18 protein-coding genes are annotated in these 25,380 nt (G+C 35.3%); 9 read left to right on the plus strand and 9 right to left on the minus strand.

Features of this window, described 5'->3' with window-relative positions:
- Positions 1-103: 103 nt before the first annotated feature.
- Both ICJ83_RS13560 and ICJ83_RS13565 read right to left on the minus strand, forming a co-directional pair.
- On the minus strand, positions 104-796 hold the full coding sequence (locus ICJ83_RS13560; protein ID WP_188230944.1) for an SIR2 family NAD-dependent protein deacylase: 693 nt from the start codon (positions 794-796) through the stop codon (positions 104-106).
- Positions 778-2,004 carry a tetratricopeptide repeat protein gene (locus tag ICJ83_RS13565; protein WP_188230945.1) on the minus strand — a complete coding sequence of 409 codons (1,227 nt, stop codon included), beginning with the start codon at positions 2,002-2,004 and terminating at the stop codon, positions 778-780. Before ICJ83_RS13565 ends, ICJ83_RS13560 begins: the two co-directional genes overlap by 19 nt.
- Positions 2,005-2,042: 38 nt before the next feature.
- On the opposite strand from ICJ83_RS13565, the gene ICJ83_RS13570 reads away from it, so the two are divergent.
- Entirely contained in the window at positions 2,043-2,696 is a 654-nt protein-coding gene (locus ICJ83_RS13570; protein WP_188230946.1) for a TrmH family RNA methyltransferase, read from the plus strand.
- Here ICJ83_RS13570 and ICJ83_RS13575 read toward each other — a convergent pair.
- The 4 genes from ICJ83_RS13575 to ICJ83_RS13590 form a co-directional block, all read right to left on the minus strand.
- The gene (locus ICJ83_RS13575) at positions 2,693-3,475 is read right to left on the minus strand and encodes a hypothetical protein (RefSeq protein ID WP_188230947.1); all 783 of its coding nucleotides are present in this window, start codon (positions 3,473-3,475) and stop codon (positions 2,693-2,695) included. The genes ICJ83_RS13570 and ICJ83_RS13575 overlap by 4 nt on opposite strands.
- A gap of 135 nt (positions 3,476-3,610) precedes the next feature.
- The gene (locus ICJ83_RS13580) at positions 3,611-4,375 is read right to left on the minus strand and encodes a carboxypeptidase-like regulatory domain-containing protein (protein WP_188230948.1); all 765 of its coding nucleotides are present in this window, start codon (positions 4,373-4,375) and stop codon (positions 3,611-3,613) included.
- A 100-nt stretch (positions 4,376-4,475) separates the two neighbouring features.
- Positions 4,476-6,278: a DEAD/DEAH box helicase gene (locus tag ICJ83_RS13585; protein WP_188230949.1), complete on the minus strand. Its 1,803-nt coding sequence runs from the start codon at positions 6,276-6,278 to the stop codon at positions 4,476-4,478.
- Positions 6,279-6,674: 396 nt separating this feature from the next.
- Complete coding sequence (locus tag ICJ83_RS13590) at positions 6,675-7,556, minus strand: LysR family transcriptional regulator (protein WP_188230950.1); 882 nt, start codon at positions 7,554-7,556, stop codon at positions 6,675-6,677.
- Positions 7,557-7,648: 92 nt separating this feature from the next.
- Here ICJ83_RS13590 and hutH point away from each other — a divergent pair, with 92 nt between their 5' ends.
- From hutH to hutI, 3 genes are read left to right on the plus strand one after another with little or no spacing between them, the layout of a single operon-like run.
- Positions 7,649-9,139, plus strand: a complete 1,491-nt coding sequence (hutH, locus tag ICJ83_RS13595; RefSeq protein ID WP_188230951.1) for a histidine ammonia-lyase — start codon at positions 7,649-7,651, stop codon at positions 9,137-9,139.
- 6 nt (positions 9,140-9,145) lie between these two features.
- On the plus strand, positions 9,146-11,143 hold the full coding sequence (locus tag ICJ83_RS13600; protein ID WP_188230952.1) for a urocanate hydratase: 1,998 nt from the start codon (positions 9,146-9,148) through the stop codon (positions 11,141-11,143).
- Positions 11,143-12,381 (plus strand): imidazolonepropionase, encoded by a 1,239-nt coding sequence (gene hutI, locus ICJ83_RS13605; protein ID WP_188230953.1) that lies wholly within the window; start codon positions 11,143-11,145, stop codon positions 12,379-12,381. Before ICJ83_RS13600 ends, hutI begins: the two co-directional genes overlap by 1 nt.
- 78 nt (positions 12,382-12,459) lie before the next feature.
- On the opposite strand, the gene ICJ83_RS13610 is transcribed toward hutI, so the two are convergent.
- Positions 12,460-13,692: a M48 family metallopeptidase gene (locus ICJ83_RS13610; protein WP_188230954.1), complete on the minus strand. Its 1,233-nt coding sequence runs from the start codon at positions 13,690-13,692 to the stop codon at positions 12,460-12,462.
- Between the two features lie 3 nt (positions 13,693-13,695).
- Positions 13,696-14,493: a TrmH family RNA methyltransferase gene (locus ICJ83_RS13615; RefSeq protein ID WP_188230955.1), complete on the minus strand. Its 798-nt coding sequence runs from the start codon at positions 14,491-14,493 to the stop codon at positions 13,696-13,698.
- Between the two features lie 82 nt (positions 14,494-14,575).
- Here ICJ83_RS13615 and ICJ83_RS13620 point away from each other — a divergent pair, with 82 nt between their 5' ends.
- The 4 genes from ICJ83_RS13620 (at position 14,576) to ICJ83_RS13635 (ending at position 22,615) form a co-directional block, all read left to right on the plus strand.
- Complete coding sequence (locus ICJ83_RS13620; protein ID WP_188230956.1) at positions 14,576-15,358, plus strand: DUF6503 family protein; 783 nt, start codon at positions 14,576-14,578, stop codon at positions 15,356-15,358.
- 239 nt (positions 15,359-15,597) lie between these two features.
- Entirely contained in the window at positions 15,598-19,641 is a 4,044-nt protein-coding gene (locus ICJ83_RS13625; protein ID WP_188230957.1) for a discoidin domain-containing protein, read from the plus strand.
- Positions 19,638-20,327 carry a hypothetical protein gene (locus ICJ83_RS13630; RefSeq protein ID WP_188230958.1) on the plus strand — a complete coding sequence of 230 codons (690 nt, stop codon included), beginning with the start codon at positions 19,638-19,640 and terminating at the stop codon, positions 20,325-20,327. Before ICJ83_RS13625 ends, ICJ83_RS13630 begins: the two co-directional genes overlap by 4 nt.
- A gap of 68 nt (positions 20,328-20,395) precedes the next feature.
- A complete protein-coding gene (locus ICJ83_RS13635; RefSeq protein ID WP_188230959.1) occupies positions 20,396-22,615 on the plus strand; it encodes a TonB-dependent receptor plug domain-containing protein in 2,220 nt (739 codons plus the stop codon).
- On the opposite strand, the gene ICJ83_RS13640 is transcribed toward ICJ83_RS13635, so the two are convergent.
- Positions 22,612-23,685 carry a DUF3810 domain-containing protein gene (locus tag ICJ83_RS13640; RefSeq protein ID WP_188230960.1) on the minus strand — a complete coding sequence of 358 codons (1,074 nt, stop codon included), beginning with the start codon at positions 23,683-23,685 and terminating at the stop codon, positions 22,612-22,614. The genes ICJ83_RS13635 and ICJ83_RS13640 overlap by 4 nt on opposite strands.
- 179 nt (positions 23,686-23,864) lie before the next feature.
- On the opposite strand from ICJ83_RS13640, the gene ICJ83_RS13645 reads away from it, so the two are divergent.
- The gene (locus ICJ83_RS13645) at positions 23,865-25,334 is read left to right on the plus strand and encodes an aminoacyl-histidine dipeptidase (RefSeq protein ID WP_188230961.1); all 1,470 of its coding nucleotides are present in this window, start codon (positions 23,865-23,867) and stop codon (positions 25,332-25,334) included.
- Positions 25,335-25,380 lie beyond the last annotated feature (46 nt).

Here is a 25,380-nt window from a genome sequence, read left to right on the forward strand (position 1 = left end):
TTGGTGTCACAGAAGTGAACTTAAATATAGAAAAAAAATTAACAAAAGTTAAATTTTTGATGCTAAAACCTTGTTAATTAATAGGATAATGTTTTGTAATCGATTAATCTTGAAGTAGCTCCATAAATGTTTTGATACCTAAAGTTGCACTTTCTGGAATAACAGTTAATGTAGCGTGACTATCAATATTTGGTTTTGGGTCAATAAAGTAGGTATGTGTATTTGAGGGGATGTAATGGCGCAAGCCTGCAGCGGGATAAACTTGCATTGAGGTTCCAATGATAAGTAATATGTCTGCGGTTTCACAAATTTGCATTGCTTTTTCAATCATTGGCACTTCCTCACCAAACCAAACTATATGCGGTCGCAACTGATACCCCTTTTTACAAGTATCACCAATTTTAAGGTCTGTCTTCCAAGGTATAATGTCAGAAGCATCATAGGTGCTTCTTACTTTAAGCAATTCACCATGTAAATGAATCACGTTGCGACTACCAGCTCGTTCATGTAAATCGTCAACATTTTGTGTGATAATAGATACCTGATAATATTTTTCTAAAGCAGCTAATGCCTGATGCGCCGTATTAGGTTCTACTTCAAAAAGTTGTTTTCTACGTTGATTGTAAAAGTTTAAAACTAATTGTGGGTCAGCTTGAAAACCTTCTGGGGTGGCCACTTGCATAACATCATGTCCTTCCCATAAACCATTTTCGTCTCTAAAGGTTTTTATACCACTTTCGGCGCTCATTCCGGCCCCTGTAAGAACAACGAGGTGTTTTAACTTTCCTTTTTCCATGTTTTATAAGGATTTGATTGAACTAATCCGCTCAATTCATTTTGCCCCTCTTCATCCAAGGATTCTATAAAATCTATCATTTCATTTTTATCGTAACCATCTTCAATTAATTGATTTAAAAAAGATGCGCAGGTATCATAATCCTGTAACAGAGCTAAACATACCAAATAGCTGGCATGACCTTGAAAGAAATCGGCATAATTATCTGATATAAATTTGTAGAGGGGTAGTGCAGCACTATAATTTTCTCTTTCTAATTCGATATTACCTTTCATTAAATTTAAAAAGTCATCTTCGGTATCTGATTGCAATTTTTCTAACAAATTAAGAGCTTGGTCATAGGATTTGTTTAGTATATGATAATCAATTTGCGTTAGGTATAGCGTTGGGTCGTTGGGATACTGGTCTATAATTTGCTTGGTTGCTGCTTTATACTCTTCATTTCCAATTTTAGAGGCACACATACTTTTTATAATCAATAGATATTTGTCGTTACCTAATTCACCTTCTATTGAGTTTAAAGTTTTGTAAGCGTTTGCATAATCTTGGTTATTGTATTTATTGACGCCATCGGCTAATTTGATAAAGTTTTTGGTTGTAGCGTCGTCAAAAATATTTAGAAGGCTTTCTTTTGGTAAACTATATAAGAATAATTTGTTAAAGGTTTTGGTGAGTGTTTCGCCCGAAAGAAATACGTAAATATCGTTAAAGACGAGCTCGTTGTCCTTTTTAGCAATCGTATATTCGTGATAATTCACGCCAGATTCAGGCGTGTATAGCCGGAATAGCATGTAATAGGTTTGTACATCGCTGTAATAGCCGTAATTTAAAAAGTTATAATAACCGCCATTTTCAACCTCAGACATAATTTTTTCGGGTAAAAAGGTTAATTTACTTTTTATGCTTTTAGCGAAATCTTGTTTATAATTTTCCTGCGATTCGGGTGTTTTTACGCTGGTAATGGCCGTATTTATAAAATGGTTTTTATCGAAGTGTTCCATAAAGGCATTAACATCACTACTGTTGATAGCTTCTTCAATACTATAACCTAAATCTACAACTAAGCTGTCGTTTTCGGCATTGTTAAAAAGGTGATTACTATCTTTAATTTGTTGGGCTTTCCTTCCTGTGCGAGAGGTTTGTGAAAAGGAAATGAGATGAAAACTTAGAAATACGATAATTGCTAGTTTGAAATTTTGCGGGGTCATAAGTAAATTAATAGATTCGTATAAATATAATTGTTTTAATGATAGACCAAAAACTTTTAGAATATTTAGAAGGTTATTTAACCGAATCGCGTCGTGAAAAATTTCGTCAGGTTTTGGCCCAGCGTACAAAGCATTTTACCGTAGCTACCGAGGATGTGTATCAGCTGCATAATACAAGTGCCGTAATACGAAGTTGTGATGTGTTTGGTATTCAGGAAGTACATATTGTAGAAGAGCGAAACTCTAAGCGCATAGATCGCGAAATTGCTATGGGAGCCCAAAAATGGGTGGACCTCAATAGATATCATACCGTTAAAGACTGTATAGGTAGCTTAAAGCAAAGCGGGTATCAAATAGTAGCCACAAGTCCACATGCCAGCGATTGCAATTTGCAGGATTTCGATGTAAGTAAAAAATCTTGTTTTTTCTTTGGTAGAGAAACCGAAGGCTTGTCGGATGAAGTTTTAAATGCGGCTGATTGCTATTTAAAAATCCCTATGTACGGTTTTACTGAAAGTTTAAATATTTCGGTAAGTGCAGCAATAATATTGCAACAAGTGACATATAATTTAAAACAGAGCGATTTAAACTGGCGACTAACCCCAGAGGAGCAACTTGAAAAACGTTTAGACTGGGTTAAAAAAACAATTAAAAGTTACGACGATATTGTTGCGCATTATTACGCCAATTAATCAGTGTTAAAGTGGTTAACGTCTTTTGTGTTTGGTTCATTAAACACCCTGCTAAATTTAACTAAAGAATCCAGTAGAATCATATGATTTTCTTTAGAAAGTAGTTTGGCATTCAATTGTTTGGATCCGCAGAAGTCAAAAAATAAAGGAATATCTTTTGTTTTAATGTCTAGATTTTCTCTTAATAAGGTTTCAGTAAATAAATTATTTTTATTGAATAAGGCATAGTAACCCTTGTAGTCTATTGGTTCTGGTGGTTTTACTTTTTCTCTCTTTTTAATTTTAAATAGACTTCTAATAAGGTCGGGCAATAAAGTTAAGTCGCCCCTTGGGTTTGGTGGCGGACTATATAAATAGGGCCTGTTTTTCATATCATTTAATAATTGTTCTCCCAAATTCGAAGAATATACTTTTGCATTAAATGTTTTTGCCTTAGGACTGTTTGTAATGTTAACCGCATTTAATTTATTAATGTTAATCTTGAGCTCAATGACATTTGTATCCTTAAAATGATTTTCTTTTACCACTAGTTTTTGGTGTTCGTAAAATTCAGAAGAAAATAAAAGCGTATCGTTAATGGATGCCCATATAGAAAATTCTCCATTTTCGGAAGTGTAAGTGTAATCTTTTGATGTTACATTGAATACCCCAATATTTTTGGCCACGGATTTATAATCGTAAACAATGCCTTTAAGGGTTTGCCCTGTTAAACACGCAGGAAATAATAAAAGTATCATTAGTTTTTGAAAACTCATAAACATGGTTGTTAGTTTAATCATGTTTAAATTAGTTTACTAGGATGTAAGAAAAGTATATTTTATGAAAGTTTAACGTGGTAATTAACAGTTTTTAAGATGTAATAAATAAAAAAAGGAAGCACATGGCTTCCTTTTTTATAAAAGTATTATTAAGGCTTAACGCGATCTATTTAATAGTTTGTATTCTTCGTAACATTCGCTAATGGCATCCAGTATTTGTAGGTCGTTAGCGGTTTGTATAAACTCTTTTGAGTAGTTACACTGGCTTACAATTTCGTCTAAATCAATACGGTTTATATTTAATAAAGCCATAAGCATTTCTCTATCAAAGCGCGAAGCTAGCAGGTTTCTAATTTCGTCATCCTGTTTCATCTTTTTTAGCTTTCGCATTTCATTTGGTTTTTTTCCAAATACACGATGTAAAAAGTCGGCAGGATTAAAGATTGAACCTACAATTCTAGAGAGCGATCCACGCGAATTCGCCTCATAGCCAGTACTTGATAATCCGGATATATTGTATCTGTAATTATCATTAATAATGGGAACTTGCTTTATGTCTACTTCTAAATAACCCGTTAATCGTAATTGGTTTACAACAACCTCTTCAAGCGCCAAGGCTAGCTCGGTTAACTCGATGGTTGCCGAACCAAACTTAATCCAGTCGTTTGTTACCCTAACTTTAATCGATTTAAAACCTAAAAAAGACAAGTGTAATGTGTCGTTTGGTTTGGCTTTAATTTCAAACTCACCTTGTTTGTTTGTTGCTGTACCAACTACCTGATTAAGGTTAACAATATTTACGTTTTCCAGAGGCTTTTTGTCTGAAGAATTCACTATTACTCCTAATACCTTTTCAGATTCTTGTGCAATACTTATAGTTGAAAAAACTAGAAATAAAAGGAGTAGTAGGTAATTTTTCATGGATCTTTAAAAACGCTTGTTAGTTCATAAAAGTACTAAACAAATGAATAAAACAAGGTGTCTGTAAAACTTTTTGACTAAAAATTAACAAAATTAAGACCTATCGTCTTGAGCGTCTTGGTCTTGAAATTTTTTGATTATTCGATTTTGATTCGCCACCCGAACGACGTCCGGATTTATTATTTCTTTCACCTTTAAACTCTCCCGAACGTCTAGAGCGTGTTTCTTTTTTACCGCCACGACGATCTCCACGAGGAGCACCAGAGCGTTTTCCACCACGTCTTCCGCCACCACGATTTTCAGATACTTCTACATTTACGAAACGACCTTCATGTTTAAAATCGGTAAAGTGTGCTAATACTTTTTCTCTTAACTCATTTTCTGTATTAAAGAACGAGAAACTGTCTTTGGTTTCTACTTTAAACACATCATCACGACCTAAATCCAGTTGTTCCTTTAAAAAGTCTTTAAGCTTCATCCAGTCGAAACCATCTTTCGAGCCGACATTGATAAAGTAACGTGTTGAATCGTTTTTACCACCTTTATAGTCGCGTTCGCTTTCATCGCGGTTGCTGCCTTCAGAAACATTAAGGTCTTTCGATTTTTGATAGTAATTAAAGAAACGCGTGAACTCAACAGAGAATACTTTCTTAATTAATTCTTCTTTAGTAGTATCTTCAAATAATTCATTAATACTGCTTAAGTATTTATCAATTTCGTGATTAACTTCAGTATTATGAATTTTATTGGCTAGCGACATCAGTTGCACTTCGCAAATTTCCATACCGTTAGGAATGTCTTTTTTGTCGAATTGCTTTTTAATAATGCGCTCTATACTTTTAATTTTACGTACTTCACTTTTAGAAACAATAACCATTGAAACCCCAGTTTTTCCAGCACGTCCGGTTCGACCAGAACGGTGTGTATAGGTTTCTACTTCGTCTGGTAATTGGTAGTTAATTACGTGAGTAACATCGTCAACATCAATACCACGCGCAGCTACATCGGTAGCTACCAGCATTTGAATTTGATTTTTACGGAAAGCGTTCATCACCAAATCACGTTGGTTCTGACTTAAATCTCCATGTAATGCACCTGCATTGTAACCATCTTCAATAAGTTGTTCGGCAACTTTTTGGGTGTCGCGTTTTGTTCTACAGAAAACCACCGAAAAAATATCTGGATTGGCATCGGCCAAACGTTTTAAAGCTTGATATCGGTCTCTGGCATTTACTAAATAGTATTCGTGCGATACATTACTAGAGCTTTCATTTTTATTACCAACAGTGATTTCCTGAGGTTTATGCATGAAGTCTTTTGCAATGGCAGCTACTTCTTTTGGCATAGTAGCAGAAAATAACCAGGTGCTTTTATCTGCAGGCGTATGCGATAAAATCGCGTTGATATCTTCTTTAAAGCCCATGTTTAGCATTTCGTCGGCTTCATCTAAAACAGAGTATTCAATTTTAGTTATGTCAACCATATTACGGCTAATCATATCTTTCATTCTACCAGGCGTAGCAACTATAATTTGTGCACCACGCTTAACGTCTCTTGCCTGTTCCGAAATACTAGCACCACCGTAAATAGCGACAACGTTAAGTCCGTTACAGTATTTACCGTAAGCTTTTAACTCATTTGTTATTTGTAAACAAAGTTCTCGCGTAGGCGATAAAATTAATCCTTGTGTAGTACGACTGTTTAAATCTATTTTTTGAAGCATTGGAAAACCAAAGGCAGCAGTTTTACCTGTACCCGTTTGCGCTAAAGCCACTAAATCGCCTTCCGTCTCTAATAAAAGCGGAATAGCCTTTTCTTGAACTTCACTTGGTTTTTCAAAACCTAAATCTGTAATTGCTTGTAATAGGTCGTTGTTAAGACCTAAATCTTGGAATGTGCTCATTCTTTTTTATAAGTATTCGATTATGTTATGTAGTGCTACATAAGAAGTGAATCGACATACTTAAACCTAAACCTCTTGTAACACATCCTCACTCTGAGGAATTTCGTGAAATTCAATTTAATTTACCGTTTAATGGTTTTGAGGAACAAACCTTGAAAATATTATCAAGCAGTTGTTCGGGTTTTGAATTTCAAGCGGCAAAGATAGACTTTTTTTTCTTAGCACAATCGACAAGATGTGTCGGTGTTTATTAATTTTAAGTTAAATGAATTTTTAGGCCTCCTGTTATGGCGTAACCCTTTGAGTCAGGATATTCGCTGCAAGTCCGCGCTCGTACCTCGCTGTGGGCTTTCCACTGCTATCCCTAACGCAAAAAAAGAAATCGAATATGTAAAATTATTTAATCAGACTAAGCACATGATTTAAAATAGGGTTTCTATTATTTTGATTCCAAACAGCCGAAAGCACCGTGCGCTGCTTTATGTTATGGAGTTCTATAAATTCAATAGAAGAAATCGATGGATTTTGTAGTGATTTAGGAACAATGGAAATCCCAAAATTGTTTTCAACAAGTTTATAAATAGAATCGGCATGGATGGTATTATGAGACACTAATGGCGAGAATCCGCTGTCATGAAAAATTTCCATAACCACTTCATAGTACGACGAACTGTACTCAGGGTCGAACAATATAAAATGTTCATGTTGTAGTTGACCTAAGCTTTTGAAATTACTACTATTAATAGCATGATCTTTTGGTAAAACCAGACAAAATGGCTCTTTCAGTACAGGAACAGACATTAAACCTTTTGGTACCCGTTCTAAACGCACAAATCCGATATCGATATCTTGAGACATTAAACCTTCAATTTGTTTTTTATTATCCATTTCTTTCAGGCTGTAAAGAATGTTAGGGTGTGACTTTGTAAATTTTAACAACAAATCGGGTATAATGTGTTGCATAGCGGAACCCACATAACCCAAGTTTAATTGTCCTTCTTTGCCGTCTTCCAGTAATTTTGCATGATTCAAAATACCATCCAGACTTTTTAGGTTTTTCGATAATTCTTCTTTTAGGTATATACCGGCAGAGGTTAGTTTTACTTGGCGGTTATGCCTGTCAAAAAGTTTAACCTCAAGACCATCTTCCATGTCTTTAATCTGGCGACTCAACCCTGGCTGTGATATGAAAAGTTTTTCTGCAGCTTTTCGAAAATGAAGTGTTTCAGCGACAGCTAAAAAATACTTAAGGTGTCTTAATTCTATTTGATAACTCATAGTTATTATTTGTTTGTAATAATGGTATTATTAAGTATCAAATTTATCGATAATTTTGTAAACACAATCATATTCAATTTAATATCACGAAAATGTTCATATACGGTATAGATAAATTAACAGTAGATAAAGTCCTTGAAATAGCTTCAGGTAAGGAAAAAGGCGGCTTAACAGATTACGCCATTGCCAAGGTTAACGAATGTAGGTCAAAGGTTGAGGTTATGGCAAATTCCAATAAGGCTGTATACGGTATTAATACCGGCTTTGGTCCTTTGTGTGATGTGAAAATATCACCGGAAGAAACCAGTTTGTTGCAGAAAAACTTGTTGATAACACATGCTGTTGGTGTTGGGAATCCTATTGATAAAGATCTCTCAAAAATTATGCTCATCTGTAAAGCACATGCTTTAAGTCGCGGGTTTTCGGGAATCCGACTTGAGGTTATTGAGCGTATCATTTATTTTATTGAAAACGATTTGTTGCCTGTTGTACCCGAACAAGGTTCGGTTGGAGCGTCGGGCGATTTAGCGCCATTATCACATTTGTTTTTACCATTATTTGGTGAAGGTGAATTTTGGATTGGAAATGATATTATTCCTGCGAAGGAAGTTTTGAAAGCACATAAATTAGAACCAATTGAGTTGGCGGCTAAAGAAGGTTTAGCGCTTATAAATGGCACGCAATTTATTTTAGCCCACGCCATAAAAGGCTTGAAGAAAATGGAGTATCTCCTCGATTTAGCCGATGTTGCTGGAGCTATGAGTTTAGAGGGATATCAGGGCAGTGCTTCCCCTTTTAAAGAATTGTTGCATAGTATTCGTCCGTTTAAAGGAAATTTAGAGGTGGCAGGGCGTATGCGCATGCTTTTTGAAAACTCTAATAATATCAAATCTCACGAAAACTGTGAACGCGTTCAGGATCCGTATTCTATGCGTTGTATCCCGCAAGTGCACGGCGCGTCGAGAAATGCTTATTATCATTTAAGTGAATTGGCGGAAATAGAAATGAATTCGGTTACCGATAACCCGATTGTTTTAAGTGAAACCGAAGCGATTTCGGGAGGTAATTTTCACGGACAACCGCTAGCCATGGCTTTAGATTATGCTTCAATTGCTGCTTCAGAATTAGGAAATATAGCAGACCGTCGTTGCTATTTATTATTAGAAGGAAAATTTGGACTACCTCGTTTATTAACGGCTAGTGGCGGTTTAAATTCCGGTTTTATGATTCCGCAATACACTACGGCGGCTTTAGTTACCGAAAATAAATCGTTGTGTTTTCCTCCATCGGCAGATAGTGTGCCAACCTCACTTGGGCAGGAAGACCACGTGTCTATGGGAAGTATCTCAGGACGTAAATTCAATCAGATTTTAGGCAATATAGAAAAGATTCTAGCCATAGAATTAATGTATGCCGCACAAGCCATGGAGTTCAGAAGACCAAATACGTTTTCTGTGATTTTAGAGCAAAACTTCAAAATTATAAGAAGTAAAGTGGCTAAGTTAGAAGAGGACCGTATTCTTAAAGACGACATTAATGCGCTCATTCAGTTAGTTAAAAATCAAGCATTCATTGTAAAATAAAACGCTATGACATTTCAAGAATTGATATTACAAGGTATTCCAAGTGAATTGCCACCACAATATAATTATCCACAGGATGCTAACAGAGCACCAAAACGAAAAGACATTTTAAACAAAGAGGAAAAGCAATTGGCCATTAGAAATGCGCTTAGGTATTTTCCAAAACAGTGGCATGAAATTTTAGCACCCGAATTTGCTCAGGAGTTGAATGATTTCGGTAGAATTTATATGTATCGATTCAAGCCAACTTACAAAATGTATGCTCGAGGTATAGAAGAATATCCGGCAAGAACGGTTCATGCGGCAGCTATTATGCTGATGATTCAAAATAATCTGGATCCTGCGGTAGCTCAACATCCTGAAGAATTAATAACCTATGGTGGTAATGGAGCTGTATTCCAAAACTGGGCACAGTATTTATTAACTATGCAGTATTTGGCAACAATGACCGATGAGCAGACGCTTCATATGTATTCTGGGCACCCGATGGGATTATTCCCTTCTTCTAAAAATGCGCCTCGTGTTATTGTAACCAATGGTATGATGATTCCAAATTATTCAAAACCTGATGACTGGGAAAAATTTAATGCGCTTGGTGTTACGCAATATGGACAAATGACCGCAGGCTCATTTATGTATATTGGTCCGCAGGGTATTGTTCATGGAACAACCATTACTGTTATGAATGCTTTCAGAAAGAAGTTGCCAAAAGGAGAAACTCCCGAAGGCAAAATATTCTTAACAGCTGGTTTAGGTGGTATGAGTGGTGCGCAGCCTAAGGCAGGAAATATTGCGGGCTGTATCACTATTGCTGCTGAAGTAAATAAAAAAGCAGCAAAGAAGCGTCATGAGCAAGGTTGGGTAGATGTGTTGGTTGATAATTTAAATGATTTAGTATTACGTGTTAAAACGGCTCAGGAAAATAAAGAAGTGGTTTCTATTGCTTACATAGGAAATGTTGTTGATATCTGGGAGCGTTTTTATGAAGAAGACATTTTTATTCATGTGGGGTCCGATCAAACCTCGTTACATATTCCATGGACTGGTGGTTACTATCCGGTTGGAATTTCTTATGAAGAATCCAACCGATTAATACGAGAAGAACCCGAAATTTTTAAAGAAAAGGTGCAGGAATCATTACGCCGTCATGCTGAAGCCATAAATAAACATGCCGAAAGAGGTACTTATTTCTTTGATTATGGTAATGCCTTTTTATTAGAAGCGTCTCGTGCAGGAGCCGATGTGATGGCCGATAATAATATCGATTTTAAATACCCGTCATATGTTCAGGATATTCTTGGTCCTATGTGTTTCGACTACGGTTTCGGGCCATTCCGTTGGGTATGTACGTCCGGTAAACCTGAAGATTTAGATAAAACAGATGAAATAGCAATGACGGTGCTTCAGGAAATCATGAAACATTCCCCTGAAGAAATTCAGTTACAAATGCAGGATAACATCACCTGGATAAAAGATGCTAAAAAGAACAAAATGGTTGTGGGCTCGCAAGCACGTATTTTATATGCCGATGCCGAAGGACGTGCTAAAATTGCTGAAGCTTTTAATAATGCCGTTGCAGCAGGACAAATTGGCCCAGTGGTTTTAGGTCGTGATCACCACGATGTTAGTGGAACCGATTCACCATATCGTGAAACATCTAATATTTACGATGGAAGTAAATTTACCGCCGATATGGCTATTCATAATGTTATTGGTGATAGCTTTAGAGGAGCCACCTGGGTGTCTATACACAATGGAGGAGGCGTAGGCTGGGGTGAAGTTATGAATGGAGGTTTCGGAATGGTTTTAGATGGTACCCCGGAAGCAGAGGCTAAACTTAAAAATATGTTATTTTTCGATGTAAATAACGGTATTGCCAGACGAAGCTGGGCTAGAAACGACGAAGCTTTGTTTGCCATTAAACGCGAAATGGAACGAACGCCTAATTTATCGGTAACAATGCCTAATTTAGTGGAAGATGATTTACTCGAAAACTTATTTTAATGCGAATACTATTTAAAAACATAAAAGAATTACTTCAGGTTCGGGAAACTTCGGTAGATTTTGTTTCTGGTAAAGAAATGAGCCAATTACCAACTATTAAAAAGGCCTATTTATTGGTTGAAGATGGCATTATTAAGGATTTTGGTGCTATGACTGATTTCTCAAATGTTGAAACAGACGAAGTTGTTGATGCCTCGGGTAAAATGATATTACCAACCTGGTGCGATTCACATACCCATTTGGTGTATGCTGGAAATCGTGAAAGTGAGTTTGTAGATAAAATAAAAGGCTTATCGTATCAGGATATAGCAAACAAAGGTGGAGGGATTTTAAATTCAGCCAAAAAACTACAGGAGACAACGGAAGACGATTTATACCAACAAACCAAAACCCGTTTAGATGAAATCATCGCTTTAGGAACTGGGGCTGTTGAAATTAAATCAGGTTACGGTCTAACTGAAGGTTCCGAATTAAAAATGCTTCGTGTTATAAGGCGCTTAAAAGAAAACTATAGCTTACCAATAAAAGCGACATTTCTAGGGGCTCACGCGGTACCATCGGAATATAAAGATGATAAAGCTGGTTATTTAAATATGTTGGCAGAAGTATTGATGCCAAAAATTGCGGAAGAAAACCTAGCAGAATTTGTAGATGTGTTTTGTGAAGAAGGTTATTTTTCGGTTGCAGATACCGAGTTTGTTATGGAGGCTGGAAAGCGTCACGGATTAATACCTAAAATTCATGTGAATCAGTTTACCTCAATAGGCGGTGTTGAGTCCGGAGTAAAATTCAACGCACTTTCTGTAGATCATCTGGAAGAAATGACCGATGATGACATAGAAAATTTGAAAGGCACTAAAACTATGCCTGTTGCATTGCCAGGTTGTTCATTCTTCTTAAGTATTCCGTATACGCCAGCAAGAAAAATGATTGATTCTGGATTGCCATTGGCTTTAGCTACCGATTATAATCCAGGGTCTTCGCCTTCAGGAAATATGAACTTTGTGGTATCCGCAGCTTGTATTAAAATGAAGCTTACACCCGAAGAAGCTATCAATGCGGCAACTCTTAACGGAGCTTACGCTATGGGGCTTCAAAATCAAGTTGGAAGTATAACGAAAGGGAAGGATGCAAATTTAATTTTGACTAAATCGATAAATTCTTATAACTTTATTCCATATTCTTTTGGTGTTAATCAAATCGAATCGGTTTATATAAAGGGAATACCTGTTGTATAAACTTTAATTAACTAAACTAAACTAAGTAAGGCGTGTTATTAAACACGCCTTTTTTATATGTATTAGAGTTTTAAAGATCTATCGTTTTAAATTCTTAATTCGTTGCAATAGGGTGGGGTGAGAGTAATGCATGAAAACGTATGCAGGATGAGGTGTTAAATTACTCAAACTGTTTTTTGATAATTTCTTTAACGAGGTAATTAAAGGTTCTGCTTTGTAGGTAGTTTTAGCAAAATCATCTGCTTGGTATTCAAAAGCGCGAGATACCATATTCATAATTAACCCTGTTATTTCAGATATTGGCGCATAAAGTAAACCAAAGGCAACGAGTCCAATATGGAAACTTGGTGTGTTAACGCCTAAAGCGTTTGAAAGTAGTGGATTAGAAATAAATAGCGACAACACATAAAGCATGATGCCGGTAAGTAAAACTGAAGAAATTAAATTAAAAATGATGTGTTTCTTTTTATAATGCCCAACTTCGTGAGCCAGAACCGCCACAATTTCGTCGTCGTCTAAGTCGTTTATTAAAGTATCGTAAAGTGTTACCCGTTTTTTACTTCCAAAACCAGAAAAATAGGCATTTGCTTTTGTGCTTCGTTTCGAGCCATCTATCACAAAAATTTTATCAAGTTTAAAACCAACGGTCTTGGCGTATTCCGAAATTTTATCGCGTAAACTTCCGGTTTCTAATGGCGTTTGTTTGTTAAATAACGGTACAATTAGTTTAGAATAAAACATATTCATAAATACCGTAAAAGCAGTCACCAGCGCCCAGGCATAGAGCCAGAAATGGTCTCCAGTGGATTGGTAAAACCAAATGACTAATGCCAGAATACCTCCCCCAACGAAAACCATCATAAACCAGCCTTTAATTTTATCAAGCAAAAAGGTTTTTAAAGTTGTTTTATTAAATCCGAATTTTTCTTCAATAACAAAGGTGCTATAATATGAAAAGGGTGTTGTTAGGATATCGCTTCCAATCATGATGATTCCGAAGAAAATTAAAGCTACAATTATTGGATTCTCGCTATAACTTCTTGCTATGGTGTCTACAAATGCAAAGCCGTCTAAGAATAAAAAACCAAGTGTTAAAACAATGGAGAATGTTGATGTAATGATGCCAAATTTATATGTGGTAGCCTTATAGCGTTGCGATTTTTTATAATCGTCTTCATCATAAACATCGTGTAATTCTTTCGGAAGTGTGTCATTGAAATGTTTAGCATTTAAGGCATCTAAAATTTTATCAACAATAAAATTGATAATGATTATGGCTATAATAATATTAAATAGGGTAGTTGAGGTCATGGGTTAATTAAAATTTCGTTGTCTTTTACATTCAAAAATTAGAATTCCAGCAGCTACCGAGACATTCATGGAATCGATTTCACCCTGCATGGGGATAATAATATTTTGTGTAGCATGTTTTAGCCAGTTATCGCTTAATCCTGTGGCTTCAGTACCTACAACTATGGCAGTTGGTTTGGTGAAATCTTGAGTGTGATAATTTACCGAAGCTTGTAAGGCGGCACAGTATATATTTATATTTTTAGATTTAAGGAAAGCTACGATATCGTCTGTACTGCCTGTAGCAATCTGGTTGGTGAAAACGCAGCCTACACTAGAGCGAATAATGTTTGGATTGTACAAATCGGTTTTCGGGTTCGCAATAATAACTGCGTCAGCATTGGCTGCATCGGCAGTTCGTAATAGGGCTCCAATATTACCTGGTTTTTCAGGAGCTTCGGCAACCAAAATTAAAGGGTTTTTTGATTGAAAGATTAAATCGTTAATAGTGTGATTTTTACTCTTTGCTACCGCCAAGAGACCCTCTGTGGTATCTCGATAAGCCAGTTTTTCATAAACATCTTTCGAAACCTCAATGCTATTTGCGGCTAGATTTGAAAATGTGTCCAATTTGGTTTCAGATATCAAATCCGGATAATATAAAATGGTGTCTATCTTGTAGTTTCCTTTTACGGCCAAATTAATTTCTCGAATACCTTCAATTAAAAACAATCCCGATTTCTTCCGTTCCCGAGCTTTATCCTTAAGCTGAACGAGCTGTTTGATATAGGTGTTTTGTACACTGGATATTTGTTTCTTCATAAGGAACGCAAAATTAATGGTTTTCATGTAATTTAGTTAGTTTTTGGGCGACAAAGCCAATTAACCAATCAAAAATTATATTATGAAATACATTTTAGTCTTTTTTACTTTTTTTGTAATGGTCTCATGTAAGCAAAAATCTAATACTCCTGGTTTAATTAGTAATAGAGATGAGAATGTTAATAGTTATCCAGAGTCTCTTCAAAAAATTTTCGAAGCACATGGCGGTCTGAGTCGATGGAAAGGGATGCGAAGTTTGGAGTTTACTATGTATAAACCGGATGGCGACGAAGTTACTTTGGTTGATTTAAAACAAAGGAAATCGCTTATATCAATGCCAAAACACAATTTGGGATTCGATGGAAATCAGGTTTGGCTAGAAAATAAAGATACTGTTTCGTATAATGGTAATCCAAAATTTTATTATAATCTGATGTTTTATTTTATTGCGATGCCGTTTGTTTTGGCAGATGATGGGATTAGTTATTCGAAAGCGCAACCTTTGAATGTTGATGATAAAACCTATCCAGGAATTAAAATTTCATATGCAAATGGCGTAGGTGAATCATCAGATGATAACTATATTTTATATTTTGATGAAACCACTCATAAAATGGTTTGGCTGGCCTATACCGTTACTTATTTTTCGAAGGCGGAGTCGGATAATTTCAATTTTATAAAGTACAATCAATGGCAGGAAGTAAATGGATTGTTACTGCCTAAGGAATTACAATGGTATCGTGTTGATCAAGGTAAACCTATAACAGTCGCTAATAAAGTGGATTTTGGAAATGTAAACATTTCAGAGGAGATACTTGAAAAATCTGTTTTTCAGATACCGGATAATGCTACAATTGTTAAATAATTAAAAGATACAAGCGAGAAATGAAAGTAAAAGCTGTCTGTTAAGGCAGCTTTTTTTATGAGGTATAATTATAAAAGTAGCAACTTGCCTTTATTTTTTTGGAGAATGCTATATGTTAATTAATTGTGTGGAAAATGAGGAGTAAAAATAACATTTTGTGCATTTCTTAAATGAAAGGTTATGCCAAAAGCAAAGCATAAATATTAATAACGAATTAAACTAAAAAAGACTTTTAAACAATGAAGAATAAACTGCAATTTATAATCTTCATGTTGATTTTAGGCTTCGGTCTAACGCTTCATGCACAAAATAATTATACGCCCTACGACGATTTACCTGGTATTCCTAAAGATAATAAACCCGCTTATCAAGAGGATTATCCAGATTGGGCAAAACTTTTATATCGTTATCCTATAAACTTTAACGAATTAGAGCAAATGTACGCGGCTTACGATAAAACAATTCGTTCAATACCAAAATCAGATAGGGAATTTAGGGCTATAGTTCGCTACTATAAGTTGTGGAAACCTATTGTTTTACAATATGTTGATGAAACAGGGGGAATAAATTTGCCCACCGATTCACCGCTTCAGGTTCTAAATAAAATGAATAGTTTAAAGACTACGAATCAAACTTCAGATGCATCAAACTCGAACTGGACTTTTTTAGGACCTAAAAACACATTTTGGTTAAATACAAATGTAACTGGACCAACTCCAGGAGTAGCACCTTGGCAGGTAAATGTATATTGTTTTGATGTCTTTAAAGGGAATTCAAATATTATATATTGTGGAACAGAAACCGGTTATGTAAATAAAACTACAGACGGAGGTTTAAATTGGAGTCTGTTAGCTCCTAATTATGTTTTTGGGGGCATACAGGCTATTTTAGTTCATCCAACAAATCCAGATATTGTTTATGTATCTTCCAATTCTAAAATTCATAAAACTACTGATGGAGGTTTAACATGGAATGCTATAAACACTAATTCTAATTTTAAGGCAAACCATATTATTATGGATCCCTCAAACGATAATAAATTAGTAGTTTCTTCAGATAAAGGGGTTTATGTTTCTACCGATGCTGGTGTAAATTGGTTGCAGAAAACAACTGAGATGACTTACGATGTTGAGTTTAAGCCAGGAGATAGCAATATTATTTATGCCATCTCCGAAGGTACAAGTTATTTTAAAGCTGTGTATTCAACGAATGGAGGTGATTCCTTTTCGAACATACCTAATTTTCCTTCCAACATTGTTAAAAATTCAGGAGGCTTATTGGCTGTAACACCTGCAAACAATAATATAGTTTTGGCAACTATGTTAAGTGAAAATAAAAAACCGTATTTATATAAAGGCGTTTTTGAGAATAATACCTGGATTTGGTCAGAAGTTATAGAATGCGCTACAAATACTTTCAAATATGATAATGGGCAAGGCTATTACGATTTGGTTTTAGAAATTTCACCTGCAGATGAAAACAAATTCATGGTGGGAACGACAACATTATTTAAAACAAATGATGGCGGAGTTAGTTTTGATGCCATTGGAGGGTATTTTGGAAGATTTCAAATTCATCCAGACATTCAGGATATGAAATGGTTTGCAGATAATTCGGTTTGGCTAGCTACCGATGGTGGAATGAGTTTTTCCAACGACGCTTTCGAAACCGATTTTCAACCTAGAATAAATGGTATTGTAGGATCACATATGTGGGGCTTTGATCAAGGTTGGAATGAAGATATTACTGTTGGGGGAAGATATCACAATGGGAATACCGCGATGGCTGATTTTTATAATGGTAAAGCATTAAGGATGGGTGGGGCCGAATCTCCAACAGGTTGGGTGCTACAAGGAAAAAGTCGTCAGGTAGTATTTAACGATTTAACCCCAAATGGGTTTATATTACCCGAAACTGCAGAAGGAATTGCAGAAGGAAGATTTAATATAGGAAAGTTTCCTAATATGCTTGAATATGGAAATAATCGAGGAAACTTAATTCATCATCCAAATTATCATGGCATTCTTTTTCTTGGAGAAGGTAATAGCGTATGGAAAAGTACTGATTCAGGTGTTAGTTTTAATGAGTTGGAAGCTTTCTCAGGTCAGGTATTATCGATTCAAATTAGTAGAGTAAACCCCAATATTATGTATGCTGATGTAAAAGGAGCCGGCTTATATAAAACAGAAGACCAGGGGGAAACTTGGGTTTTGAAACCAGCATTGCATAGTGGCACAATGGGAGGAACTAAAATGCAAGGAAGAACTATTTTTAAGCTGTCCTTATTTGAAGAAAATACTATTTATACCTGTTATTCTAATGGTTTGGGGCAAAGCGTTAAAGGACAGGTTTTTAAATCAACTGATGGGGGAGACAGTTGGATTAATTGGTCTGGGGTGTTAGATGTGTATACAAAATGTCTGGCTATTCAACCTAGTAACGATGGAAAAGATTTAATTTATTTATTTACAAGTAAACGAGCAGGGGTGCCATCGGGAGTGTTTTATCGAAAAAGCGATGCCACATCTTGGAGCACTTTCGCTAATAATTATCCAGGGAATTTTGATATTAATACAGCCATACCATTTTTTAGAGATGGGAAAATGCGTATTGCTGGTAATGGCGGTGTTTGGGAATCGCCGTTACAGGAACAAAATTATACGCCTATTGTAGAGCCTTGGGTGGATGGCCTTTCAAATAATTGTTATGATAATGTATTACAATTTGATGATCATTCAATAGTAAATCATAGCAATACAAGTTGGCATTGGGATATCTCACCGGCTCCAGCTTATATTAGTGATGCTAATGTTAGAAATCCACTGGTAAGACTTGGAGCTGCCGGAAGTTACAGTGTCACATTAACCCTTACGGTTAATGGTGTAGCGTATTCTAAAACCATTGAAAATATGGTTACAACTACAACTTGTCCGTCGGTAAGTGATTGTTCAAATCCAGGAGAAATTCCACAAAGCGAATGGGCTTTGCTGTATGTTGATAGCCAGCAAAACAGTACCGCAATTAATGCTTTTGATGGTGACCCAAATACACATTGGCATTCCAAATGGAGCCCAACCAACGATCCGCTTCCACATGAAATTCAAATTGACCTGGGAGATAATTACAGTATTAGTAAGTTTACATATTTACCCAGACAGGATGGTAGTGCGAATGGTAAAATTAAGGATTTCGAGTTATATTTTAGTTTCGATAAGAATAATTGGGGTGATCCCAAATATACAGGACAGTTCATTAATTCATCAGCGGAACAAAGTGTAAATTTTTCAGAGGCTGTACAGGGCCGATATATGCGCTTAGTCGCTTTAAGTGAAGTTAACGGACAAGTGTGGACTTCGGTAGCAGAGTTAACTGTTAACGGATGCTATTTTGATAATTGTCCAGGAATAGATAATGCAGATCAAAAGGATTTTGACGGTGATGGTATTGGAGATGCCTGTGACGACGATGTAGATGGTGATGGTGTTTTAAATGAAAGTGACCATTGTCCTGAAACTCCACTCAGTGATTTTGTTGATGCCAATGGTTGTAGTTTAATTAATTTACCCAGTAATAACTTTAAAGTGCAAACTATTGCAGAAACCTGCAAAGAAAGTGATAATGGTAAGCTAATAATTAAGTCACAAGATATCTCCTATAATTATGTTTTAACCTTGTCCCAAAATAATAATGTAATAGGAACTTATAATTTTTCTGATACGGTAGAAGTGACTAGTTTAATGGCTGGAAATTATACCGCCTGTATAACAATAAGCACCGAGCCAGATAAGTTTAAGCGATGTTTTGACGTGAAAATTACTGAGCCGGAAGATTTATCGGTATACGCTAAAATAGATAATGATAAAAAATCAATAGATTTTAAGTTAAATCATGGCGATGTTTATAATATTAATCTAAATGGAAAAACAATAACCACCTCCGAATCTGAAATATCAATCAATTTAAAATCAGGAACAAATGTATTACGTATAACAACAGATAAAGCATGCCAAGGCGTATTCGAAAAAACAATTATGGTTTCAGATGTGGTAATGGCATTTCCTAATCCTTTCCATGATACGTTTAGCGTTTATCTAGGAAATATTAATGAAAATATGGTTTCGATAAAGGTTTATTCAACAACTGGTAAATTAATTCAAATGCGAACGTTAGAGGTTAATAATGGACTGATAGTGGTTGATGGGACTCAGTTTCCGCAGGGCATGTATATGGTGAATGTAACCTCGAACAGTATCAATACAAATTTTAAAATTATCAGAAAATGAAAAAGTTTTTAGTTATATATGTTAGTTTTCTAATATTTGGTTGTAGTAATGGTAGCGATTCAAGTGACGATGGGGAGGTGAAAGACCCTGCTGCTGCACTGCTTGTATTTCCTGAACCGAACAGTGAATGTACAGAAGGTAGCAATAAAACAACCACACGCAGTACTATAAAATTTGAATGGAATTCTTCAATTAATACCGATAATTATAATCTAGTTGTGAAAAACTTAGAGACAAATTCTGAAAATATTTATAACACAACTCAAACTTATAAAGAAGTAAGTTTAAGTAGAGGGGTTGCGTTTTCTTGGTATGTGGAATCTAAGTCTAATACATCAGACATTATAGCTAAAAGTGAGCTCAGGAAATTTTATAATGCGGGTGACGGGGAGCGTGCGTATGCACCTTTTCCTGCAGATATTATTGCACCATTGAATAACGAAACTTTATCTGAAACTACCATATTTTTAGATTGGAATACATCCGACCTAGATGGAGATGTCCTTTCTTATGATGTGTTTCTTGATACAGCTAATCCGCCTGCTTCGTTTAAAACCGGAATTACAGAAAGTAAATTAGAAGGGGTTCAGGTAGAAGCTAGTACAACATACTACTGGAAGGTTTTAACGAGAGATGCACTAGGAAATGCATCAACTTCAGAAACGTATAGTTTTAAAATTGAATAGAAGTTTGTAAGCATGTAATATAAATAAAGCTAAGAGACTTCAGTCTCTTAGCTTTATTGTTTGTAATTATGATCCTTAAAAAGAAAGTAACAATAATTAAGCGAGTAATAATTTTATTCCTGTTTTTAGGTTTTAATTTGGCTGGATTTGCACAGGCATGGCAGCCAATTATTAAAGAAGTTAAACTAGATAGAATTATTATTGGAGCTAAACGCTATAGCGATTCAGTTAAAAAAGTTTCTCAAAAAATAATTAAAGTTTCAAAAGAAACTATTGAATTTCAAAACTTTCAAAATACCGCCGATGTTCTAGCCAATAGCGGAACAGTAACCGTTCAAAAATCGCAGCAAGGTGGTGGAAGTCCTGTTATAAGAGGATTTGAAGCTAGCAGAGTGTTATTGTTGGTAGATGGTATTCGAATGAATAACCTTATTTTTAGAAGCGGACATCTTCAAAATGTCATTACTGTAGATGAAAATATGCTTGAACAGGTTGATGTTCTTTTCGGGCCGTCATCAACGGTATTTGGAAGCGATGCGTTAGGAGGAGCCATTAATTTAAAGACAAAAAATGCCAGATTTATTTCTGAAACCAAAGGAAAGGAGTTTTCTGGTAGTGCAGTTGCAAGGTATAGTTCTGCTAATTATGAGAAATCATTCTACACGGATTTAAATATCGCTGGAGAAAAGTGGGCTTCATTAACAGCATTCTCACTTAACGATTTTGACGATTTAAGAATGGGTGCAAAAAGAAATGGTAAAAATGATTATTTTGGTGAACGTCCATATTACGTGGAGAGTGAGCGTGGTGTTGATGAGGTTGTGGTTAATTCAAACAAATATGTACAGAAATTTTCTGGCTATAAACAATATAATGCGATGCAAAAATTGGTATATATGCCTAACGAAGTGACATCACATCAATTAAACCTGCAGTTTTCAACGACTTCAAATATACCCAGATATGACCGCCTTACAGATTTAGTTGGTGGTCAATTAAAATACGCAGAATGGTATTACGGTCCGCAAAAACGATTTTTAGCAGCCTACCGATTTAAAAAACAAAAGGTACTTTTTAATAGCGACATGACGATAGGCTTGAGCTATCAAAATATTGAGGAAAGTCGAATGAATCGAAAATTTAATAATGATTTTAAAAAGAGCCAAATTGAAAAGGTAAATGTGTTTTCGGTTAATGTTGATTTAAATAAAACTGTTGGCAAAGGAAATTTATTATATGGCTTTGAAGTATTTCATGACCGTGTAAATTCTAGCGCAAAATTGAATAACAGGGTAACGGGATATGAAACACTAGCAGGGACGCGCTATCCTAATGGAAAGAATTATATGTTAAGAATGGATGCGTTTAGCACTTATCAGTCAAAATTATCAAAAACGACTACTTATAATTTTGGAGCTAGAATAGGGTATAGTTTGTTAAGAAGTAATATTTCTGATAATACGGTATTTGTATTGCCTTTCAAAAAGATGAAGCAAAACAACGTAACCTATAGCGGCACAGCAGGAATCGTTAACAAATTAGGTAATTCGCGCGTGGTTTTTAATGTGTCATCAGCATTTCGAGTGCCAAATATAGACGATTTGGGAAAAGTATTCGATTCGGGTGGCGGTATCTTAATTGTGCCAAACCCTGAGATAAAACCTGAAAAAACAATCACTTCAGATGTGTCTTTTACAATAGGAGAGGGTAAAAACATAAAGTTTGAAGCCACATTTTTTTACACGCATTTTTTTGATGCTATTGTTACCGATAATTATACATTTAAGGGAGAGGATTCCATTGAGTATGAAGGTGAATTAAGTAATGTTTATGCGAATCAAAATAAAGGAAAAGCAAGAATATTTGGCGTGTCTTCTATTTTAAATTTGAAGTTAACTAAATCGTTAGAATTTACTGGTACATTTAATTATACCAATGGAAGAATTTTAGATGAAGAATCGCCCTTAGACCATATTCCTCCTGTTTTTGGTAAATTAGGATTAAGATATAAATCCAACATCTATGAAATTGATTTATATGCATTATACAATGGTAGAAAAGCTATTGAAGATTATTTTTTAAATGGTGAAGATAACGAACGTTATGCTCCTAAAGGCGGTATGCCAGCCTGGTATACCCTTAATTTAAAAGGTGGGTATCATATATGCCCTCATTTAAATATTTATTCTGGCGTAGAAAATATTTGCGATACACAGTATCGTACTTTTGCTTCAGGAATTAATGCTCCAGGAAGAAATTTATATCTTGGAATTAAGTATACTTTTTAATTTACTGATGAATTATAATCAAAATAATTACTTAATAGAGCCACCACATAACTATAACTTTCCATGCCTTTTGTTTGCTGATTTGCTTTTAGATAATTACTGTAAAACAATTTAAAAAGGGGTTCAAATGGATTTTGATGTGCTTCCCAAAAATCTCGTGTTTCTTTGTAATTTTTTAAAATCCCTTCATTAACATCAGCTATTAAATCTTCATAAAGGCATTCGTCTCTTGAATAAATTTCATTCAAACAGTAGCGTAAACCAAAGGTGTATCCTGCATAATTAAAGTATATGTCGTCATGATTAATAGCTGCGAGACAACCTATAAAATTAGCCTCATTTTCGGCGGCATAACCCAATTGATGAGCTATTTCGTGCGACGAAGTCGTGGGGATTTTAATGGTTGGGATTATGGCATCAACCTGAGCTTCATTTGTTAATGGGTTTAAGTAACCGCTAAACCCCATATAGGTTAGCGGATAACTAAAAAGTGATTTTTTAACGCTCTTTGGATGATAATCCAAATGAGGGAAAATAGATTTCAAGTTTTGGTAACCCAGCGGAGCTAAATTCAAAATTTCCGATTTATTGTATGGTATTACTACCTTAACAGTATCGTTCTGAGTGATTTTTAGATGAATTTTGTTTGAAGTATTAATAAGTTTGTTGGTTACATCAACTAATTGCTCAGTGGTATAATCTGCATTTAAATTTAAATTTTTATGTAGTGGTAGTCGGTGGTAGTTTAGCCCCCAGCACAAATGAAACAAACCATAAACGATTGAAACTGCTGCAAAAATATCAATGAGCCATTGGATGGTATCGCGATAAACACGTTTTCGATTTAAAAATAACCAACGTACAATGTAAATTAATGCTAAAGCATATATTACGTCTCCAAATGAAAAGGGGAACCATCCCAGAAAAAATCGAAATATTTTAGAAATTAAAGGGTAAACACCATTGCTGTAATACGTTTCAATAAATTCAGGGTGCTTGGATAATAGTTTAACTAAAAGGTATTGCGGTACAAGAAGTAGGGCTATAATGGTTTTATTCTTTTTCGGCATGATTCAAAAATAATAAAAATAAGTGCCCGACAATCGGTAATTAAGTCTAGATTTTATTTAAGTTCAACTTTAATTTGTTTACTTAATTTTTTGTTATAATAACGATGCCACATCTACTAGCAGTAAATGTTAAAGTCATTACTGTTTTGTTACCTTTGTAGTAACAAAAAAATGATATAATGAGTTCAGAAATAAGACAACTTCAACCCCAACAAGTTTGGAATAAATTTGCCGATTTAAATGCTGTGCCAAGGCCTTCTAAAAAAGAAGGTAAGGTTATTGCTTTTATGAAAGCTTTTGGTGAAAATCTAGGATTGGAAACTCTGGTTGATGCCGTTGGAAATGTGATTATTAAAAAGCCAGCAACGTCAGGAATGGAAGACAGAACGACCGTTGTTATGCAATCACATCTCGATATGGTACATCAAAAAAATAACGATACAGTTTTTGATTTTGAGACACAGGGCATCGATATGTATGTAGATGGAGATTGGGTTCGTGCAAAAGGCACAACCTTGGGTGCTGATAACGGTTTAGGCGTTGCTACAATAATGGCCGTTTTAGAAAGTGAAACGATTGCACATCCTGCTATTGAAGCTTTGTTTACTATCGATGAGGAAACAGGAATGACTGGAGCAATGGGATTAGAAGCAGGATTGTTGTCGGGTGGCATTCTTCTTAATTTAGATACAGAAGAAGATGATGAAATAGGCGTTGGATGCGCTGGTGGTATTGATATTACCGCAACCAGAGCATATGTTGAAGAAGAAACACCAGAGTTTAAAATAGGATTCGAGATTAAGGTAAAAGGGCTGCAGGGAGGCCATTCAGGAATGCAAATTCATGAAGGATTAGGTAATGCCAATAAGATTATGAATCGTTTATTGTTTGACGGTTTTGAAAATTTTGGTTTACGAATTTCTCAAATAGAAGGAGGTAGTTTACGTAATGCTATTCCTCGTGAAAGTACGGCTATTGTTGCTATTGACGGGATTCATGAAGAAGCCTTTTTATTAGAAATGCAACTTTTAGCTGATACCATAAAAAGTGAGTATAAGACAATGGAACCAGATTTAGAAATAATCGTTTCTAAATGTGAGACACCAGAAAAAATAATGGATTTAGGTGTTCAGGAAGGTTTTACAAGAGCAATATATGCGGCGCACAACGGCGTGTATCGAATGAGTGCGGATATTCCTGATTTGGTAGAAACATCAAATAATATAGCTAAAGTCGTTTTAAAAGAAGGAAAAATTCATGTTGGCTGTTTAACAAGATCTTCTGTAGAGAGCTCTAAAATGGATTTGGCCAACACTTTAAGAGCAACTTTTGAATTAACAGGATGCGAAGTGGATTTCTCAGGGGATTATCCTGGTTGGGCGCCTAATATGGATTCTGCTATTCTGAAGGTTATGACAAAATTGTATGAAGATTTGAATGGTGAAAAACCTCATGTTGCTGCATGTCATGCTGGTTTAGAATGTGGCATCCTTGGTCAAAATTATCCAAATATGGATATGATTAGTTTTGGACCAAATATTAAGGGGGCACACTCACCCGACGAGCGTGCTCAAATATCTTCGGTTAAGAAATATTGGAATTTCGTATTAGAGATATTGAAGAATATTCCTGTTAATAATGTTAAATAAAACGTATTTCAACGTGATTATTTGCGTTTTATCGATATTTTATATA

The organism is Aestuariibaculum sediminum, from assembly GCF_014596945.1.
GTDB classification, from domain to species: domain Bacteria; phylum Bacteroidota; class Bacteroidia; order Flavobacteriales; family Flavobacteriaceae; genus Aestuariibaculum; species Aestuariibaculum sediminum.

Excerpts from the sequence above, each read along its gene's own strand:
- hutI (WP_188230953.1), top strand. The coding sequence starts at position 11,143 with ATGCGAATACTATTTAAAAACATAAAAGAATTACTTCAGGTTCGGGAA.
- ICJ83_RS13615 (WP_188230955.1), bottom strand. The coding sequence starts at position 14,493 with ATGAAGAAACAAATATCCAGTGTACAAAACACCTATATCAAACAGCTC.
- ICJ83_RS13625 (WP_188230957.1), top strand. The coding sequence starts at position 15,598 with ATGAAGAATAAACTGCAATTTATAATCTTCATGTTGATTTTAGGCTTC.
- ICJ83_RS13610 (WP_188230954.1), bottom strand. The coding sequence starts at position 13,692 with ATGACCTCAACTACCCTATTTAATATTATTATAGCCATAATCATTATC.
- ICJ83_RS13620 (WP_188230956.1), top strand. The coding sequence starts at position 14,576 with ATGAAATACATTTTAGTCTTTTTTACTTTTTTTGTAATGGTCTCATGT.
- ICJ83_RS13590 (WP_188230950.1), bottom strand. The coding sequence starts at position 7,556 with ATGAGTTATCAAATAGAATTAAGACACCTTAAGTATTTTTTAGCTGTC.
- ICJ83_RS13585 (WP_188230949.1), bottom strand. The coding sequence starts at position 6,278 with ATGAGCACATTCCAAGATTTAGGTCTTAACAACGACCTATTACAAGCA.
- ICJ83_RS13570 (WP_188230946.1), top strand. The coding sequence starts at position 2,043 with ATGATAGACCAAAAACTTTTAGAATATTTAGAAGGTTATTTAACCGAA.
- ICJ83_RS13645 (WP_188230961.1), top strand. The coding sequence starts at position 23,865 with ATGAGTTCAGAAATAAGACAACTTCAACCCCAACAAGTTTGGAATAAA.
- hutH (WP_188230951.1), top strand. The coding sequence starts at position 7,649 with ATGTTCATATACGGTATAGATAAATTAACAGTAGATAAAGTCCTTGAA.
- ICJ83_RS13565 (WP_188230945.1), bottom strand. The coding sequence starts at position 2,004 with ATGACCCCGCAAAATTTCAAACTAGCAATTATCGTATTTCTAAGTTTT.
- ICJ83_RS13575 (WP_188230947.1), bottom strand. The coding sequence starts at position 3,475 with ATGATTAAACTAACAACCATGTTTATGAGTTTTCAAAAACTAATGATA.
- ICJ83_RS13600 (WP_188230952.1), top strand. The coding sequence starts at position 9,146 with ATGACATTTCAAGAATTGATATTACAAGGTATTCCAAGTGAATTGCCA.
- ICJ83_RS13635 (WP_188230959.1), top strand. The coding sequence starts at position 20,396 with ATGATCCTTAAAAAGAAAGTAACAATAATTAAGCGAGTAATAATTTTA.
- ICJ83_RS13580 (WP_188230948.1), bottom strand. The coding sequence starts at position 4,375 with ATGAAAAATTACCTACTACTCCTTTTATTTCTAGTTTTTTCAACTATA.
- ICJ83_RS13640 (WP_188230960.1), bottom strand. The coding sequence starts at position 23,685 with ATGCCGAAAAAGAATAAAACCATTATAGCCCTACTTCTTGTACCGCAA.
- ICJ83_RS13560 (WP_188230944.1), bottom strand. The coding sequence starts at position 796 with ATGGAAAAAGGAAAGTTAAAACACCTCGTTGTTCTTACAGGGGCCGGA.
- ICJ83_RS13630 (WP_188230958.1), top strand. The coding sequence starts at position 19,638 with ATGAAAAAGTTTTTAGTTATATATGTTAGTTTTCTAATATTTGGTTGT.